This is a genomic window from Streptomyces sp. NPDC002867 (assembly GCF_053591895.1).
This window is the reverse complement of the sequence record NZ_JBSFUR010000051.1, coordinates 12,917-28,103: the sequence shown is the minus strand read 5'-3', so window position 1 is coordinate 28,103 and position 15,187 is coordinate 12,917. Positions and strand designations below refer to the sequence as shown.

General features: G+C 71.3%; 15 protein-coding genes. 4 read left to right on the top strand and 11 right to left on the bottom strand.

From position 1 onward, the window contains the following. Positions 1-11: 11 nt before the first annotated feature. The 3 genes from ACWD0A_RS30085 to ACWD0A_RS30075 all read left to right on the top strand — a co-directional run bounded on the left by ACWD0A_RS30085 (position 12) and on the right by ACWD0A_RS30075 (position 3,809). Positions 12-674, top strand: coding sequence for a TetR/AcrR family transcriptional regulator (locus tag ACWD0A_RS30085; RefSeq protein ID WP_451303183.1), 663 nt, complete (start codon positions 12-14; stop codon positions 672-674). Between the two features lie 268 nt (positions 675-942). Beyond that, positions 943-1,962, top strand: a complete 1,020-nt coding sequence (locus ACWD0A_RS30080) for an endonuclease/exonuclease/phosphatase family protein (protein ID WP_451303181.1) — start codon at positions 943-945, stop codon at positions 1,960-1,962. A gap of 620 nt (positions 1,963-2,582) precedes the next feature. Then, the gene (locus ACWD0A_RS30075; RefSeq protein ID WP_451303179.1) at positions 2,583-3,809 is read left to right on the top strand and encodes an MFS transporter; all 1,227 of its coding nucleotides are present in this window, start codon (positions 2,583-2,585) and stop codon (positions 3,807-3,809) included. Here the strand turns inward: ACWD0A_RS30075 and ACWD0A_RS30070 are convergent. The 5 genes from ACWD0A_RS30070 to ACWD0A_RS30050 all read right to left on the bottom strand — a co-directional run bounded on the left by ACWD0A_RS30070 (position 3,778) and on the right by ACWD0A_RS30050 (position 8,194). Continuing rightward, positions 3,778-5,535, bottom strand: a complete 1,758-nt coding sequence (locus ACWD0A_RS30070; protein ID WP_451303177.1) for an NAD+ synthase — start codon at positions 5,533-5,535, stop codon at positions 3,778-3,780. The two genes, ACWD0A_RS30075 and ACWD0A_RS30070, sit on opposite strands and share 32 nt — an antisense overlap. 239 nt (positions 5,536-5,774) lie before the next feature. Next, complete coding sequence (locus ACWD0A_RS30065) at positions 5,775-6,206, bottom strand: CBS domain-containing protein (RefSeq protein ID WP_307715813.1); 432 nt, start codon at positions 6,204-6,206, stop codon at positions 5,775-5,777. A 176-nt stretch (positions 6,207-6,382) separates the two neighbouring features. Beyond that, positions 6,383-7,069, bottom strand: a complete 687-nt coding sequence (locus ACWD0A_RS30060) for a DUF305 domain-containing protein (RefSeq protein WP_451303175.1) — start codon at positions 7,067-7,069, stop codon at positions 6,383-6,385. Between the two features lie 5 nt (positions 7,070-7,074). Next, positions 7,075-7,722: a DUF3105 domain-containing protein gene (locus tag ACWD0A_RS30055; RefSeq protein ID WP_451303173.1), complete on the bottom strand. Its 648-nt coding sequence runs from the start codon at positions 7,720-7,722 to the stop codon at positions 7,075-7,077. Between the two features lie 67 nt (positions 7,723-7,789). Next, positions 7,790-8,194 carry a hypothetical protein gene (locus tag ACWD0A_RS30050; RefSeq protein ID WP_451303171.1) on the bottom strand — a complete coding sequence of 135 codons (405 nt, stop codon included), beginning with the start codon at positions 8,192-8,194 and terminating at the stop codon, positions 7,790-7,792. A gap of 315 nt (positions 8,195-8,509) precedes the next feature. On the opposite strand from ACWD0A_RS30050, the gene ACWD0A_RS30045 reads away from it, so the two are divergent. Continuing rightward, positions 8,510-9,871 carry a glutamine synthetase family protein gene (locus tag ACWD0A_RS30045; RefSeq protein ID WP_307715817.1) on the top strand — a complete coding sequence of 454 codons (1,362 nt, stop codon included), beginning with the start codon at positions 8,510-8,512 and terminating at the stop codon, positions 9,869-9,871. A 75-nt stretch (positions 9,872-9,946) separates the two neighbouring features. Here the strand turns inward: ACWD0A_RS30045 and ACWD0A_RS30040 are convergent, their stop codons facing one another. The 6 genes from ACWD0A_RS30040 to ACWD0A_RS30015 all read right to left on the bottom strand — a co-directional run bounded on the left by ACWD0A_RS30040 (position 9,947) and on the right by ACWD0A_RS30015 (position 15,057). Continuing rightward, the gene (locus ACWD0A_RS30040; RefSeq protein WP_451303169.1) at positions 9,947-11,215 is read right to left on the bottom strand and encodes a tyrosine-type recombinase/integrase; all 1,269 of its coding nucleotides are present in this window, start codon (positions 11,213-11,215) and stop codon (positions 9,947-9,949) included. 78 nt (positions 11,216-11,293) lie between these two features. After that, positions 11,294-11,515 carry a helix-turn-helix domain-containing protein gene (locus ACWD0A_RS30035; RefSeq protein WP_451303167.1) on the bottom strand — a complete coding sequence of 74 codons (222 nt, stop codon included), beginning with the start codon at positions 11,513-11,515 and terminating at the stop codon, positions 11,294-11,296. A gap of 507 nt (positions 11,516-12,022) precedes the next feature. Beyond that, positions 12,023-13,498 (bottom strand): ATP-binding protein, encoded by a 1,476-nt coding sequence (locus ACWD0A_RS30030; protein WP_451303165.1) that lies wholly within the window; start codon positions 13,496-13,498, stop codon positions 12,023-12,025. Positions 13,499-13,501: 3 nt separating this feature from the next. Next, positions 13,502-14,356, bottom strand: a complete 855-nt coding sequence (locus ACWD0A_RS30025; protein ID WP_451303163.1) for a bifunctional DNA primase/polymerase — start codon at positions 14,354-14,356, stop codon at positions 13,502-13,504. Between the two features lie 86 nt (positions 14,357-14,442). After that, positions 14,443-14,580, bottom strand: coding sequence for a hypothetical protein (locus ACWD0A_RS30020; RefSeq protein ID WP_451303161.1), 138 nt, complete (start codon positions 14,578-14,580; stop codon positions 14,443-14,445). A gap of 12 nt (positions 14,581-14,592) precedes the next feature. Next, positions 14,593-15,057, bottom strand: coding sequence for a hypothetical protein (locus ACWD0A_RS30015; protein WP_451303159.1), 465 nt, complete (start codon positions 15,055-15,057; stop codon positions 14,593-14,595). Positions 15,058-15,187 lie beyond the last annotated feature (130 nt).

Here is a 15,187-nt window from a genome sequence, read left to right as displayed (position 1 = left end):
CGGACGCCCGGGTGCCGGGCTCCGGCGCGCACGGGCCGGACGCGGGGAAGCCGGGCGCCCAGGCGCACACCCACCAGCCCGCCGGGCCGCCTGCCCGTCGCGGGCGGCCCCGCAGCGAGGCCGTCGAGCGGTCCATCATCGACGCCGTCGTCCGCCTCCTCGAAGAGGGCGTGGCCATCTCCGACCTCTCCATCGAGCGCATCGCCCGCACCGCCGGGGTCGGCAAGGCCACCATCTACCGCCGCTGGGAGGGCAAGGAGTCCCTCCTCGTCGACGTCGTCCGCTCCATGGAGCCCGTGGACCCGCCCCTTCCCGGCACCTCCGTACGCGACGACCTCGTGGCCCTCGTCGAGATGCTGCGCCGGCGCGGCCTCGCCAAGCGCTCCTCCGCCCTCCTGCACAACGTCTTCGCGCAGATGCAGAGCTATCCCCGGCTCTGGGAGATGTATCACCGCATCGCCGTCACTCCCCGCCGCGAGCGCATGGACGCCGTCCTGCGGCGCGGCGTCGAGAGCGGGGAGATACGCGGCGACGTCGACTTCGACCTGCTCGGCGACATGTTCGTGGGCCCCATGCTCGTACGCACCGTGCTGCGGCCCGAGTCGACGCCCGGACCGGGCAGCGCCGAGCGGATCGTGGACACCGTGCTGCGCGGAGTGCGGCCGCCCGGCTGAACGCGGCGTGTGAATGTGCGCGTTCTGTCACAGCCGCCCCACCTGGGCCGATACCAGGAACCCCGGATGCGGACCTGTCGTCATCGTCGCAGTAGGGCCGTCCGCGGACGGCGGAGTGACCACCGGTCATCCCCTAGGGTGCCGAGGGGGCCCGCGGGACCCCGGACTGCCCGACGGCCTAGGGTCCTTCGAGGAAAGGGGCCCGAGGCCCGGGGGAGCGGCGCGGCGCGACCACCGGTGTGACAGCAAGGCAGTGAGGACAGCTTCTATGGCGCAGGCGTACACGGCGGAGACGGGGAACGGCACGGTGGGGACGCGGCCATCCGGATCCCGCTTCCGGAGCGAGCGCTGGCGCGGCGACCGGGGCATCTGGCGGCGGGGCATCCTGCTCGCGCTGATCGCCGTACTGGTGGCGTTCCTGATGATCCTGCACGCGCAGATCCCCAACCGGATCGGCAACCTCGGCAGCCTCACCGAGACGTTCCTGCCCTGGCTCGGCCTGTTCGTGCCGCTGATCCTCCTCGGCGCGCTGGTGCGCCGCTCGGCCACGGCGCTGATCGCGCTGCTCCTGCCGCTCGTGGTCTGGCTCAACCTGTTCGGCGGCCTGCTCACGGGCAAGTCGTCGGCGAGCGGCGGCGATCTGACGGTCGCCACGCACAACGTGAACGCCGGCAACCCCGACCCGGCCGCCACCGCCCTGGACGTCGCGGCCTCGGGCGCGGAGGTGCTCGCGTTGCAGGAGCTGCCGGGCGGACAGGTGGCGGCGTACGAGAAGGCGCTGGCGAAGACGTACAGGTACCACGCGGTCGAGGGCACGGTCGGGCTGTGGAGCAAGTACCCGCTCTCGGGTGCGGCGCCGGTGGACATCCGGCTGGGCTGGACCCGCGCGATGCGCGCGACGGTGGCGGCGCCGGGCGGCGAGGTGGCCGTGTACGTGGCGCACCTGCCGTCGGTGCGCGTGAAGATGAACGCGGGCTTCACGGCCAACCAGCGGGACAACAGCGCGGACGCGCTGGGGGAGGCGATCGCGCGGGAGGGCCTCGACCGTGTGGTGCTGCTCGGCGACCTCAACGGCACGATGAACGACCGCTCCCTGAACGCGGTCACGTCGCAGATGCGCTCGACGCAGGGGGCGGCGGGGGACGGCTTCGGCTTCAGCTGGCCGGCGGCGCTTCCGATGGCGCGGATCGACCAGATCATGGTGCGGGGGGTGGAGCCGGTGTCGTCGTGGACCCTGCCGAGGACGGCCAGCGACCACTTGCCGATCGCGGCCCGCGTCAGTCTGTGACGTTCCCCACCCCGCCCCTTCCCTGACCCGGGACTCCGCCCCGGACCCGGCACCGGCCTGGGCGTGCGGTCTCGTCGGGGCTCCGCCCCGAACCCCGCGCCTCAAGCGCCGGCGGGGCTGGAGTGGGGCGGCCCTGTCGGGGCTGCGCCCAAGGGGCCGGGTGCCCGCCTGGGCGGATGGCTCTCCGGGGCTCCGCCCCGATCTCCCCGCTTCGAGCGCCGGCGCGGCCCTGCCGGGCGTCTTGTCCCGCCCCGAACCCCGCGCCTCAAGCGCCGGCGGGGCTGGATTGGCGGCCCTGTCGGGGCTGCGCCCCGGGGCCGACACGGCCCAGCCGGGCGGTCTGGGGGCTGCGTCCCCGGTCCAGCACCGGCCTCCGACCCCGGCCCCGCCGGCCTGGCGATGTCCGCCCGGGCGCCCTCCGCGCCTCAAGCGCCCGCGGGGGACCCGGGTCCGCTCACGGCTCGCAGGGCGTCGCGGTACGGGGTCCGGGGCCTGCCCCGGTTGCGGGAAGAGGCGGGTGGGGGAGGAAAACCTCGCGCAACCCACCGTTCACCGCCGGGAACAAAACATCTGAGACCATTTGTTCCGAGAACGAACTTACTCGGAAAGGCTCTCCCCTCATGCCCTTGGCGCTACTCGCCCTCGCCGTATCCGCCTTCGGCATCGGAACCACCGAATTCGTCATGATGGGCCTCCTGCCCAACGTCGCCGACGACCTCGGCACCTCCGTCCCCACAGCCGGCCACCTCGTCTCCGCCTACGCCCTCGGCGTCGTCATCGGTGCCCCGCTCCTGACCGCCCTCGGCTCCCGCGTGCCCCGCAAGCGGATGCTCCTGCTGCTCATGGCGCTCTTCACCCTCGGGAACCTCGCCTCCGCGCTCGCCCCCGGCTTCGGTACCCTCCTCGCGGGCCGCGTCCTCGCCGGGCTGCCGCACGGCGCGTTCTTCGGCGTCGGCGCCGTCGTCGCAGCCCGGCTGGTCCGTGAGAACCGGCAGGCCCGCGCCGTCGCCACGATGTTCCTCGGACTGACCGTCGCCAACGTCGTCGGCGTCCCCGCCGCCACCGCACTGGGCCAGCACCTCGGCTGGCGCGCCACGTTCCTCGTCGTCACCGCCATCGGCCTCCTCGCGATGGCCGCCCTCGCCCGGCTCGTCCCGCACATGCCGCTCGACGCCCACCAGAGCGTCGGCCGGGAGCTGCGCGCACTCGGCGACAGGCAGGTCGTCCTCGGCCTGCTGACCGCCGTCTTCGGGTTCGCCGGCGTCTTCGCCGTGTACGCGTACCTGGCCTCGATGACCACCGAGGCCATGGGCCTCGCGGAGGCGTCCGTCACACTCGTGCTCGCCCTGTTCGGCATCGGCATGACACTGGGCGCGCTCGTCGCGGGGCCGCTCACCGACCGGGCGCTGCGCCCGACCCTGTACGGCTCCCTCGCCGCGCTCGCCCTCGTCCTGGTCGCCTTCCCCTTCACCGTGCACACCACGTGGCTCGCGCTCACGGCCGTCGTTGTCCTCGGCGCGGTCGGCTTCCTGACCACCACCCCGCTGCAGATGCTGGTGATGCGCAAGGCGCAGGACGCCCCGACGCTCGCCTCGGCCTCCAACCACTCGGCGTTCAACCTTGCCAACGCGGGCGGCGCCTGGCTCGGCGGCGCGGCCGTCGCGGCCGGCTGGGGCTGGACGTCGCCGGCCTTCGTCGGCGCCGTCCTGGCCGTCGTGGGTCTCGCGATCGCCGCCGCGGCCGGACTGCTCGACCGCGACGGAAAGCGGGCCTCCCGCGTGATCGCCGCAGGAAGCCCCCGTACACCGGAGCCGGTCAGCTCGTCGTCTCGCGCCACCGGTTCGTGATCGGCAGCCGCCGGTCCTTGCCGAAGCCCTTGGCCGAGATCTTGGTGCCCGGCGGGTACTGGCGCCGCTTGTACTCCGCCGTGTCCACCAGCCGCAGCGTCTTCGTCACCAGCTCCTCGTCGAAGCCGGCCGCGACGATCGCGTCCTTGCCCTGGTCGCGGTCGACGTACAGCTCCAGGAGGCGGTCCAGCAGGTCGTAGTCGGGCAGCGAGTCGGTGTCCACCTGGCCCGGGCGCAGTTCGGCGCTCGGCGGCTTGGTGATCGACGCCTCCGGGATCGGCGGGGTCTGGCCGCGCTCCGCGGCGGCGCGGTTGCGCCACTGCGCGAGCCGGAAGACGGACGTCTTGTAGACGTCCTTGATCGGCCCGTACGCCCCGACCGAGTCGCCGTACAGCGTCGAATAGCCCACCGCCAGCTCGGACTTGTTGCCCGGCGCGAGCACGATGTGGCCCTCCTGGTTGGACAGGGCCATCAGCATCGTCCCGCGCAGCCGCGACTGGAGGTTCTCCTCGGCCAGCCCGGTGAGCCCCAGCGAGCCCATGTATGCGTCGAACATCGGCTCGATCGGCACGGTCCGGAAGTTCAGCCCGGTCCGGCGCGCCAGCTCGGCGGCGTCGCCCTTGGAGTGGTCGGAGCTGTACCTGGACGGCATCGAGACGCCGTACACGTTCTGCGCGCCGAGGGCGTCGCACGCGATGGCCGCGACGAGGGCGGAGTCGATGCCGCCGGAGAGACCGACGAGGACGGACCGGAAGCCGTTCTTGGCGGCGTACGCGCGCAGGCCGACGACCAGCGCGGAGTACACCTCCTCGTCGTCGTCGAGCCGGTCGGCGTACCCGCCGGTGAGCTCGGCCTCGTACGCGGGCAGCGGCTCCTCGGACAGCACGACGCGGTCGACGGTCAGGCCGTCGTCCACGACACCGGTGGGCGCGTCGGCGGCGGCCGCGGGCAGGTCCAGGTCCAGTACGACGCAGCCCTCGGCGAACTGCGGGGCACGGGCGATCACTTCGCCGTCGGCGCCCACGACGATGGAGTCGCCGTCGAAGACGAGCTCGTCCTGCCCGCCGATCATCGCCAGGTACGCGATGGTGCAGCCGGCCTCCTGGGCGCGCTTGCGCACCAGCTCCAGGCGGGTGTCGTCCTTCTCGCGCTCGTACGGCGAGGCGTTGATCGAGACCAGGAGGCCGGCCTTCGCACTGCGGGCCGCCGGCACGCGGCCGCCGTCCTGCCACAGGTCCTCGCAGATCGCGAGCGCGACGTCGACGCCGTGGACGCGGACGACCGGCATGGTGTCGCCCGGCACGAAGTACCGGAACTCGTCGAAGACGCCGTAGTTGGGCAGATGGTGCTTGGCGAAGGTCAGCACCACCTCGCCGCCGTGCAGCACGGCGCCGGCGTTGCGCGGAGCGCCGGCGGGCTGGCCGTACCTGGGCTGGGCCGTGTCGGAGCGGTCCAGGTAGCCGACGACGACCGGCAGGTCCCCGAACCCCTCGGCGGCGAGCCGCGAGGCGAGCGCCCGCAGCGCGGCGCGGGACGCCTCGACGAAGGACGAGCGCAGGGCCAGGTCCTCGACGGGGTACCCGGTGAGCACCATCTCGGGGAACGCGACGAGGTGCGCCCCCTGCTCGGCGGCGTGCCGGGTCCAGTGGACGATGGCCTCGGCGTTGCCGGCGATGTCGCCGACGGTCGAGTCGATCTGGTTCAGAGCGATGCGTAGTTGAGGCACGCGGCTCAGTGTAATCGTCTTTCTGACGCGATGTCTCGGGACGGGGCGAGCGGCTCGTGCCGGCAGGCCCCGTACCGACAACCACCCGCACCCCGCGGCGAGGGGCCGCGGGTGCGGGTGGTCGTCCGGCCGCCGGACCGCACCCCGCGCAGTCGTCCGGCCGCCGGGACCCGCGGCGCGCAGCGCACGCACGGGCCCGGGGCGTCGGTGCGGCACGAGCGCGCCTCACCGACAGGCCGCTACGAACGAGGTCCGGTCGCCGCGTACACGCGCTCCGCCCAGCCCGCGATCTGGTCCTCGTTGAGGTGCTGTGCCAGATCGGCCTCGCTGATCATGCCCACCAGCCGCTTGTTCTCGATCACCGGCAGGCGGCGGATCTGGTGGCCCTGCATCTCGCGCAGCACCTCCTCGACGTCGGCGCCCGCGTCGATCCAGCGCGGCGTGCCCTTGGCCATCTCGCCCGCCGTCACCTTCGACGGGTCGTGCCCCATGGCGACACAGCCCACGACGATGTCACGGTCGGTGAGGATGCCGCAGAGGCGTTCGTCGGCGTCCGCGATGGGCAGAGCGCCCACGTTCATCTCGCGCATCATCTGTGCGGCGCGGTCGAGGGTCTCGTGCGCGGGAATCCACTGGGCCCCCGCGTGCATGATGTCTTTGGCCGTGGTCATCGAACGTGCCTCCTGGATGCCGAAAGACCCCGAGCCATCCCATTGTGGTTGCGCCTTTCGGCGTACGCGACCGCTGCGGCCCCCGACCCGGAAGCACGCGGGCCCGGCCCCGGAGCACGCGGGCCCGGCCCCGTCACCACGCGGTGACGGGGCCGGGCCCGCGGTCTTCCGTACGGTCAGGCGAGCGGCTCGGCGCCGCGCTTCTTCAGCAGGCCGACCATCAGCTCGACCTCCGAGCGCTGCGCGTCCACCATGCCCTGCGCCAGATCGCGCTCCGTGCCGACGGTGCACAGGTCCACGCAGCCCTGGGCCATGGCCACACCGCCGTTGTGGTGGTTGATCATCAGCTGGAGGTAGAAGACCTCCGCCTGCCGGCCGCTGAGCCCGCCCAGCCGCTCCAGCTCGTCCTTCGTCGCCATGCCCGGCATCAGCCGGCCGTCCGCCGCCGCGCCGGCGGCGTGGCCCGAGCCGTGTCCGCCGTGGGCGGAGCCGTCTTTGGACGAGGCGGCGTCCGTGCCCTGGTGCATCCATTCCATCGGCTCGCGGCCGGCGACGACCTTGGGCAGTTCCCACAGGTCGAGCCAGCCCAGCATCATGCCGCGCTGGTTGGCCTGCGTGTTGGCGATGTCGTACGCGAGCCTGCGCACCTCCTCGTCCTCCGTCCGGTCCCGGACGATGAACGACATCTCCACCGCCTGCTGATGGTGGACCGACATGTCCCGGGCGAAGCCGGCGTCCGCCGAATCCCCCGTGGGCGTACGCGCGGCGGACGTGTCCCCGCCCGCGGAGGCCACCGTGGCGGCCCCGGCGAACAGCAGCGCGAGCACGACCGCGGTGATCGCGGCCCAGTGCGTGCGCGTCATGCCGCTCACTTCCCGCTCAGCCCGCCCGTGCAGGCCGCACCGGGCTCGGGCGTCTGCGGACCCTGCACGTACTTGGTGAAGAACTGGTTCACGCGCGGGTCGTCGGCCGAGTCGACCGTGACCTGCTTGCCCCAGGCGCTCAGCATGATCGCGCCCTTCTGGTTCTTGTACGGGCTCATCAGCGAGTACGGGGTCTTCTCGACCTTCTCGCCGAGCTTCTTCACATCGGCCTCCGCAGCCTTGTCGGTGTACGTCACCCAGACGGCGCCGTGCTCCAGCGAGTGGACGGCGTTCACGTCCGCGACGGGCTCGGTGTAGACGTCGCCGTTGCAGTTCATCCACACCTGGTGGTGGTCGCCGCCGACCGGCGGGGCCATCTCGTACGTCACCTGGGTCTCGACGTGGTTGCGGCCCAGCTTCTTGGCGTCCCAGGTCTGCTCGCCGGTGACCGGGGCCTTGGCCGCGGCCACCTCCTGGTCCTTCTCGTCGGACTTCTTGTCGAGCACGAAGGCGCCGAAGCCGACGAGCGCGGCGACGACGACGGTGCTGAGAGTGATCGTGATGATGCGGTTGCGGCGCTCGCGGGCCTGCTCGGCGCGGCGCATCTGCTCTATTCGGGCCCGGCGGTCGTTGGTCGTGTTGCGGGAAGCCATCGTGGGGTCGTCCTTCGTGAGGTCTGCGGGGGGTGTCTGTCGGTGCGCGGGAAGTGTGCGGGCGGACCTATGCCCGCAGCACTTGAAGGACGTGCAGGTCGGGGGCCCGGGGCAGGGCACCGGTCCGCGGCGGTCCGCCGCCGTCGGCCGGCGCCGCCGTGTACGGGAGCTCGGCGGCCGCGGCCAGGGGGGCGTCGAGCGGGGGCGCGGTGAGCACCGCCGGACTCAGCACCGGCAGCAGACCGCAGTCGCCCCGGTCGTACGGGCAGCCGAACACGGCCGAGGGCTCGGGGCCGCCACCGGTGGCACCGGGTGCCCGCACGGCCGCGGCCTCGTGTGCCGCCCCCTGGTGGGGCGCGGGCGCCGACGGGCCCAGGCAGATGAAGAGCGCACCGAGCAGCGTCGCCACGGAGCTCAGCAGAGCCGTGGGACGCGCACTGCGCGAGACGCGGTCGCTCCGCGAACCCCTCATGGCCCGAGATCGTAGTAGGCGCACGGGCGGTGCAGGCCGGACGGGGAGGGAAACCTCACGGGTCCGGTGGCGGACAACCGGCGCGAACCGCTCGAAGGCCCCGGCGCAGGAAGCGACGGGACCCTCGGGCGCCCGTGAGGACCTTCACAGGGGCCCCGGAGGGGGTGAGGCACCCCTCAGGGTCGTCTCCGGATGTGCCCTGGCCCACAATGGGCACAACCGCCCTGCGCAACCTGCCCGAAACTCGTGAGTGGCATCCTCGGAGCGGGTAGGCAGGCGGCAGACAGGCGGCGGGACCGGCAAGGAATGGTGGAAATGGATAAGCAGCAGGAATTCGTGCTCCGCACGCTCGAGGAGCGCGACATCCGCTTCGTGCGCCTGTGGTTCACCGACGTGCTCGGCTTCCTCAAGTCCGTCGCCGTGGCCCCCGCCGAGCTGGAGCAGGCCTTCGACGAGGGCATCGGCTTCGACGGCTCCGCGATCGAGGGCTTCGCGCGCGTCTACGAGTCGGACATGATCGCCAAACCGGACCCCGGCACCTTCCAGATCCTGCCGTGGCGCGCGGAGGCCCCCGGCACCGCCCGGATGTTCTGCGACATCCTGATGCCCGACGGGTCGCCGTCCTTCGCGGACCCGCGCTTCGTGCTGAAGCGCATCCTCGCCAAGACCTCCGACCTGGGCTTCACCTTCTACACCCACCCGGAGATCGAGTTCTTCCTGCTGAAGGACAAGCCGGTCGACGGCAGCCGCCCCACCCCCGCGGACAGCTCCGGCTACTTCGACCACACCCCGCAGAACGTGGGCATGGACTTCCGCCGCCAGGCCATCACGATGCTGGAGTCCATGGGCATCTCGGTGGAGTTCAGCCACCACGAGGGCGCGCCGGGCCAGCAGGAGATCGACCTGCGCTACGCGGACGCGCTGTCGACGGCCGACAACATCATGACGTTCCGCCTGGTCATGAAGCAGGTCGCGCTGGAGCAGGGCGTCCAGGCCACGTTCATGCCGAAGCCGTTCTCGGAATACCCCGGCTCCGGCATGCACACCCACCTGTCGCTCTTCGAGGGCGACCGCAACGCCTTCTACGAGTCGGGCGCCGAGTACCAGCTCTCCAAGGTCGGCCGCTCGTTCATCGCGGGCCTGCTGCGGCACGCCGCCGAGATCTCGGCCGTGACCAACCAGTGGGTCAACTCCTACAAGCGCATCTGGGGCGGCTCGGCCCGCAGCGCCGGCGCCGGCGGCGAGGCCCCCTCGTACATCTGCTGGGGCCACAACAACCGCTCCGCTCTGATCCGCGTCCCGATGTACAAGCCGGGCAAGACCGGCTCGGCCCGTATCGAGGTGCGCTCGCTGGACTCCGGCTGCAACCCGTACCTGGCGTACGCGGTCCTGCTCGCGGCGGGCCTCAAGGGCATCGAGGAGGGCTACGAGCTCCCCGCGGGCGCGGACGACGACGTGTGGGCGCTGTCGGACGCGGAGCGCCGCGCGATGGGCATCGCCCCGCTCCCGCAGAACCTGGGCGAGGCGATCGACCTGATGGAGCGCAGCGAGCTCGTGGCCGAGACGCTGGGCGAGCACGTCTTCGACTTCTTCCTGCGCAACAAGAAGCAGGAGTGGGAGGAGTACCGCTCCGAGGTCACCGCCTTCGAGCTACGCAAGTCGCTGCCGGTGCTGTAGGCGCAGGTCAGCGGCGGCCTTCGTCCTGCACGGCACTCCGGGCCCACGGTCACCGACCGTGGGCCCGGAGGCGTCTTACTCGTCCTGGGCCGTCTCTGGGCCGTCCGGTGTCGAAACGATGCCCTCGTACATGCTGTCCACGGCCCTTCGCGTGCGCCCGTCGCTGCTTGGCATCAGGTGCGTGTATACGCGGAGCGTGAACCCCGGATCGCTGTGTCCGAGGTACTGACTCAGTGCCTTGATGTTCTCGCCGGCATCCAGCAGGACCGAGGCGTAGAAGTGCCGGAGCGCGTGCATGCCGTGCTCGCGCGCGGCCTGGTGCCGCTCGCCCGTCTTCGGCTCGGGGATGACGCCGGCCGCCACAAGGGCGGGCTTCCACACCCTCGTATTGAAGTCAGTACGGCGGACTGCTCCGCCGCAGTCGATACGCGTGAAGAGCAGCCGCTTGGTGACCAGGGGGCCGTCGGGCCGCAGCCAGGGCAGCGTGACGGCGACAGGCGGGAATTCCTCTCTGTGCTGCTTGAGAGCGTGCGCCACGCGATCCGGCAAGGGGACATCGCGCACCTTGTTGCGCTTCGGGGGGCCGAAGACGAGGTGACCGTTCGCGACCTTCACCTGGTATGCGACGTGCAGCCATCCCGTGTCGAATCCGATCTCGTCGTCCGGCAGACCGAAGATTTCGCCCTGCCGCAGGCCGCAGCCCCCTCCAAGGTCGACTGTGGCCTGGTACTGCCGGGGGAGTGCCGCTCGTACGGCGAAGGTCCGATCCGCGGTCCACGGAACGACCCGGCCAGCTCCCAGTTCCGGTGGCCGAACGGACCGCGCATGGCAGGGATTCTTTGGAAGATGCCCGTCGTCCACCGCTGCATTGAAGACGCTCGAGACGCTGTTGTAGATCACGCGGCGGTACGACGATGCGGTAATTGCCCGCTGAAGTTCGCTGAGCCAGTCGCGAATGTGGCCCGGTTGAAAAGAGCCGAGCGGACGTGAGCCGAGGTAGGGAATCGCGTGACTGCGGAGCTGCACCACGACGGAGGTGCGAGTGGTGATGTCGGTGGTCTGCGACTCCAACCACTTCTCGGCGTACTGCCGGAACGTGACCCGGCCGGCGGTCGGGTCGACGTAGTGGCCGCGTGACATGTCCGCCTCGATGTGGGCGAGCCACTGCTCTGCGAGACGCTTCTGCCGGTCGGGGAACGACTTGCTTTTCTCGGTCCCGTCGGGACCGATGTAGCGGGCTCGGTAGCGCATGCCTGTCCCGTGGCGGTCGCTCTTGACGCGCCGCGGCTTGCCGTCGGAACCGGTCTCGGTCTTGTACCAGCGGTCTTGGATGTGGCCTGCCATGGAGGCGTCGGTCCCTTCTGAGGACGCGCGAGGGAGGGCCGCTTTCGCGGCCCTCCCTCGCGGATGTGTGACGGGTTGTTAGGCGGCCAGGTCAGCGGCCATCTGCTCGTTGACCCAGGTGCGGACTGACGCAGGGTCGTAACGAAGGTGCTTGCCGACGCGGAAACCGGGCGGACCGGTCCGCTTCTTGCGCCACTGATAGACGGTCTCGATGGGGACGGAGAACATCGCGGCGATGTCTTCGGGGGTGAGGTAGCGATCGGGCAGACCGGCTCGGAGCGTGGCGCGAGGGTCGGACATGGGCTGCATTGAGTGACCCTCCGAGAGTTGGAGTGACATTCGGGCCGTAGGCGTAGCGGGGCCGGGTCCGAGGGCTTCGCAGAGGTCCCTGCCTGTCCGAGGTGCCGATTTCTGTGTCATCGCGTCATCTGCGTCAACCGTGCGTCTGACCTGCTGTTTTGGGTGACGCGACGGGTCCTGAAGTGTGTCACCGCTGACGGTGGTCTCTGTCATCGGGTGACGCGGATGACGCGGAATGACGCAGCCGTTGTCGTCTGCGTCACCGCTGTTGTGGCAGGTCCCGGGCAGTCTTGCGCCCCGGGGTGACGTCGGTGACGCAGCGTCTCTCCTCTTCGGAAAAAAGCAGGGGTGTGTCTGTTGTGGTGAGGCTCGCCTCAAGGCGTGAAGAAGGAGCCGCTTCGCGGCGCGACTATCGGGCGGCGGCGTTGCCGCCGAACAGCAAGAGGAGCACGTCCGCGCGGCCCCGGTGCTCCTCTTGCTTTTGCGCGGCGGTCGCGGTGCCGCAGGTCAGGGCATCGCTTCTTGCTGGTGCTGGACAGGCGTGGGAGGGCGGGTCATTTCGATGTAGCGGGCGGAGCTGGTGCGACCCCAGTCGATGAGGACGCCACGGGCGGCGAGTGTGGGTTGGAGGCGCTTGAGGCGGTCTGAGAGGACTTTGCCGGTGGTGGGCCAGCCCTTGGGCAGGGGACGGCACTCGTCGCTGCTGTAGAGGCCGGTGAGGGCGTGCAGCCAATCGGAGGAGGTCATCCGGACTTCCGTGCCCGGAGCCATGCCGGCGGCGTGCTTCAGCACGGTCTGCGCGAGGAGGTCGCCTTCGATGACGTCGTCGTTGAGGTCGTCCAGGCTGGCGCGGTAGGCGTTGAGGACGCCGAGGCCGGTCGCCGCGTCGAGCTGCGCGCACAGGTGCGCGAAGTCGGCCATCCGCAGGTCGGTGGGGGTCTCCGCCTCGGCGGCCCGCACCTTCACCGTCAGGTCCAGGAGGGACCCGAGAACGACGGGCAGCACCTCCGCGTACTCCGCCCACAGCTCCGCCTCGGTGCGCCGGACGCGGGGCCGCTCCAGGCGGAGGGCGAGAAGGCGTTCGGCGAGGTCGGGCCGGACAACTCCCACATCGATACCAGTCAGCAGCAGCGGGCGGCGGTAACGAGCGCGGAACACGTCCCCGTCGGTGAAGAGGGCGCGCTTGACGTTCTCAGCTCCGGTGACGATGCAGCACATGGCGTCGGACAGGTCCGGCGTCATGTGGGAGAGGTTGTCCAGCGCCGTGACCCATCCGGCCGCCACCGCCGCAATCAGGTTCTCCTCGTCCTTCGGCGCCCGGCGCAGGTCGCCGCTCATGCCCTCGATGATCCGCACGAGCATCCTGCCGCCGGTGGACTTGCCCGCGCCCTGAGGGCCGGTGAGGAACGGGGCGGGGACAGGGACGGAGGGCCCGAGGCAGCCGATAAGCCAGGCGATGGCCAGGCACTCGGTCTCGGCATTGGCGAAGTTGCACAGCCGCATTAGCAGGTCGATGCCTTTGCCGTCGGTGTCCTTGACGGGCAGGGGCAGTTCCCCGGTGAGCTGGGTACGCCGCCAGCACACCTCACGCGGGTCCGGGACGGCGATGTCCCACCCGGTGGGGTGGATGCGGACCGACTTCCCGTCGGTGCGCCCAAGGTCGAGCCACGTGGCGCCGTCGAAACCGGGCGCGACGCGGATGTGCACGGGCTGGGTGTCCTCGGTCATCGCCAGTGCCTCGATCAAGTCCAATGCCTCCTTGAGGGCGGTGCCGTTGAACACGCCGATGCCGTCCTTGAACAGGCCGACCATGAGTTCCTGCCGGTGGCTGCCCGTCGTGCCCTGGGACCGGATCGGCCGGGCCACGGGGTGGCCGTTCTTCTGCGCGTACACGGTTCCGTCGGGGGTGCGGAAGTACCTGAAGTGCGCCTGCGCGTAGTCGGTGATGATCTCGCGGGCCGGGGTCTTGTCGTCCTCAGACATGCCTCACATCCCCAGGGCGGTGCGGGCGTTGGCCCACGCGTCGGTGCAGTGCCGCAGGCTCTCGCCCTTGGCCTGCGCAGCGGTGAACAGCCGCCCGACGTGGGAGTCGGTCAGGCAGCCGCACCGGCCGTGAACGGACAGCACCGCGAGGAACGTGCGGTACACGGTGGTGTGGATTGCGGTGCGGGCCTCGGTGATGCGCTGCTCCGCCATGGCGATGCCACGCTCCAGGTAGACGGGCGTCCGGTGACGGCACTCCCCGCCCCCGGCGAGTGCGGGCACTGTGACGGCGGTCTGTGCGGGCCGGGTCGGGGCGGGCTTCTTCGCGGCCAGGGCGCGGACGGCGTCGGGGAGGGCGGTCACGGTGCCGATGCCGGGGCCGAGCCACCGGGCGTAGGCCATCGTGGACTTGATGTCGACGCCCGGGCGGACGGCGTTCACGGACCGCATCGTGCCTCGGTAGACCCAGTGCTCGCCACGCGTGGTCGCCACGGTCCGGGTCGACGGCAGAGCGTGGCGGGCCCAGGCGACGGCGTCGGTGTCGTCCAGGTCCACGACGGTGAGCCCGGCGCCGGCGGGGTGGTAGGCGACCGCGGCGGCCGTGCGCCACATCGGCGCCCACGCCGCAGAGGTGATGACGGCGGGGTCGGTGGTAGCGGCGGCCCAGCCGTGGCAGACCCGCGGGCAGCGGCAGTCCCCGGTCGTCTTCATGTTCGGCCGCCCGCCGCACGCGCCGCCCGTGCAGTCGGGGCAGTTCCCGAACGGGACCTTCCCGGCCCGCAGCGGCAACACCGGAACGGCGGCCCCGGCCAAGTGCAGGGCGGTTCGGAGGTGGTCGTTCGTGGTCGGTTGGGTCATGCTGGACGTCTCCAGTTCTCTTGGTGATTGCTGGCAGGCGAGGGCGGCCCGAGGCTTTGGCGAGACGCGGGCCGCCCTCGGCGTTGTCAGTCGCAGGTGCACTCGGGCACGTCGCCGTACCCGGTGTCGCCGCACTGGCAGCAGTGCGGGTAGGGGTAGGGCTCGCTGTCGTCGGTGGGTGCGCACAGCTCGCAGTCGATGAACTCTTCGTCGTCCGTGAGCACGGGCGGTTCTCCTCAGCGGTGGTTGATGGTGCCGGTGGCCTTGCCGAGCAGGCCGGTGGCGGTGATGTTCTGCGTGATGTACGTCGCGGCCGCTGCCTTGCCGGTGCGGGTGGCGCGGAGCAGCAGGGGGGCGAGGGCTCCGGCGGCGATGAGGGCGACGGCGGCCCACAGGGCTTGGCTCATGGCGATCAGTCCCGGTGCGGCGTAGGAGAGGCCGATGCCGGCGGCGGCGATGCCGCCGCCGATCGTCGGGGTGAGGAGTGCGGTGGTCTTGGCCCAGGTCGGGATCGGCTGCGCGATCGCCATCGGCTGAGGGGCCGGGACGGTGGGCGGCTGGGTGTAGGCGAGGGTGCGCATGCCGCCGGGCAGGGTGACGAGTTGGACGCCGGGCGGGATCTCGTGCGGCAGCATCTCGCCGTGCCGGTTGGTGGGCTGGAGCGGCAGGGTGGTGATCTCGTACGGAGTCTCGGAGTGCACAACGGGGTCCCTTCAACGACGGCGGGCAGCACCCCGTGGGTGGGGTGCTGCCCGGTGTCGGCTTGTCGTGTCGCTTGTCGTCTGCCTTGTCGTGCGGCTTGTCGCTTGTCTTGTCTTGTCGCTTGTCGCC

Excerpts from the sequence above, each read along its gene's own strand:
- ACWD0A_RS30075 (WP_451303179.1), top strand. The coding sequence starts at position 2,583 with ATGCCCTTGGCGCTACTCGCCCTCGCCGTATCCGCCTTCGGCATCGGA.
- ACWD0A_RS30045 (WP_307715817.1), top strand. The coding sequence starts at position 8,510 with ATGGATAAGCAGCAGGAATTCGTGCTCCGCACGCTCGAGGAGCGCGAC.
- ACWD0A_RS30065 (WP_307715813.1), bottom strand. The coding sequence starts at position 6,206 with ATGACCACGGCCAAAGACATCATGCACGCGGGGGCCCAGTGGATTCCC.
- ACWD0A_RS30055 (WP_451303173.1), bottom strand. The coding sequence starts at position 7,722 with ATGGCTTCCCGCAACACGACCAACGACCGCCGGGCCCGAATAGAGCAG.
- ACWD0A_RS30030 (WP_451303165.1), bottom strand. The coding sequence starts at position 13,498 with ATGTCTGAGGACGACAAGACCCCGGCCCGCGAGATCATCACCGACTAC.
- ACWD0A_RS30050 (WP_451303171.1), bottom strand. The coding sequence starts at position 8,194 with ATGAGGGGTTCGCGGAGCGACCGCGTCTCGCGCAGTGCGCGTCCCACG.
- ACWD0A_RS30040 (WP_451303169.1), bottom strand. The coding sequence starts at position 11,215 with ATGGCAGGCCACATCCAAGACCGCTGGTACAAGACCGAGACCGGTTCC.
- ACWD0A_RS30060 (WP_451303175.1), bottom strand. The coding sequence starts at position 7,069 with ATGACGCGCACGCACTGGGCCGCGATCACCGCGGTCGTGCTCGCGCTG.
- ACWD0A_RS30025 (WP_451303163.1), bottom strand. The coding sequence starts at position 14,356 with ATGACCCAACCGACCACGAACGACCACCTCCGAACCGCCCTGCACTTG.
- ACWD0A_RS30035 (WP_451303167.1), bottom strand. The coding sequence starts at position 11,515 with ATGTCCGACCCTCGCGCCACGCTCCGAGCCGGTCTGCCCGATCGCTAC.
- ACWD0A_RS30080 (WP_451303181.1), top strand. The coding sequence starts at position 943 with ATGGCGCAGGCGTACACGGCGGAGACGGGGAACGGCACGGTGGGGACG.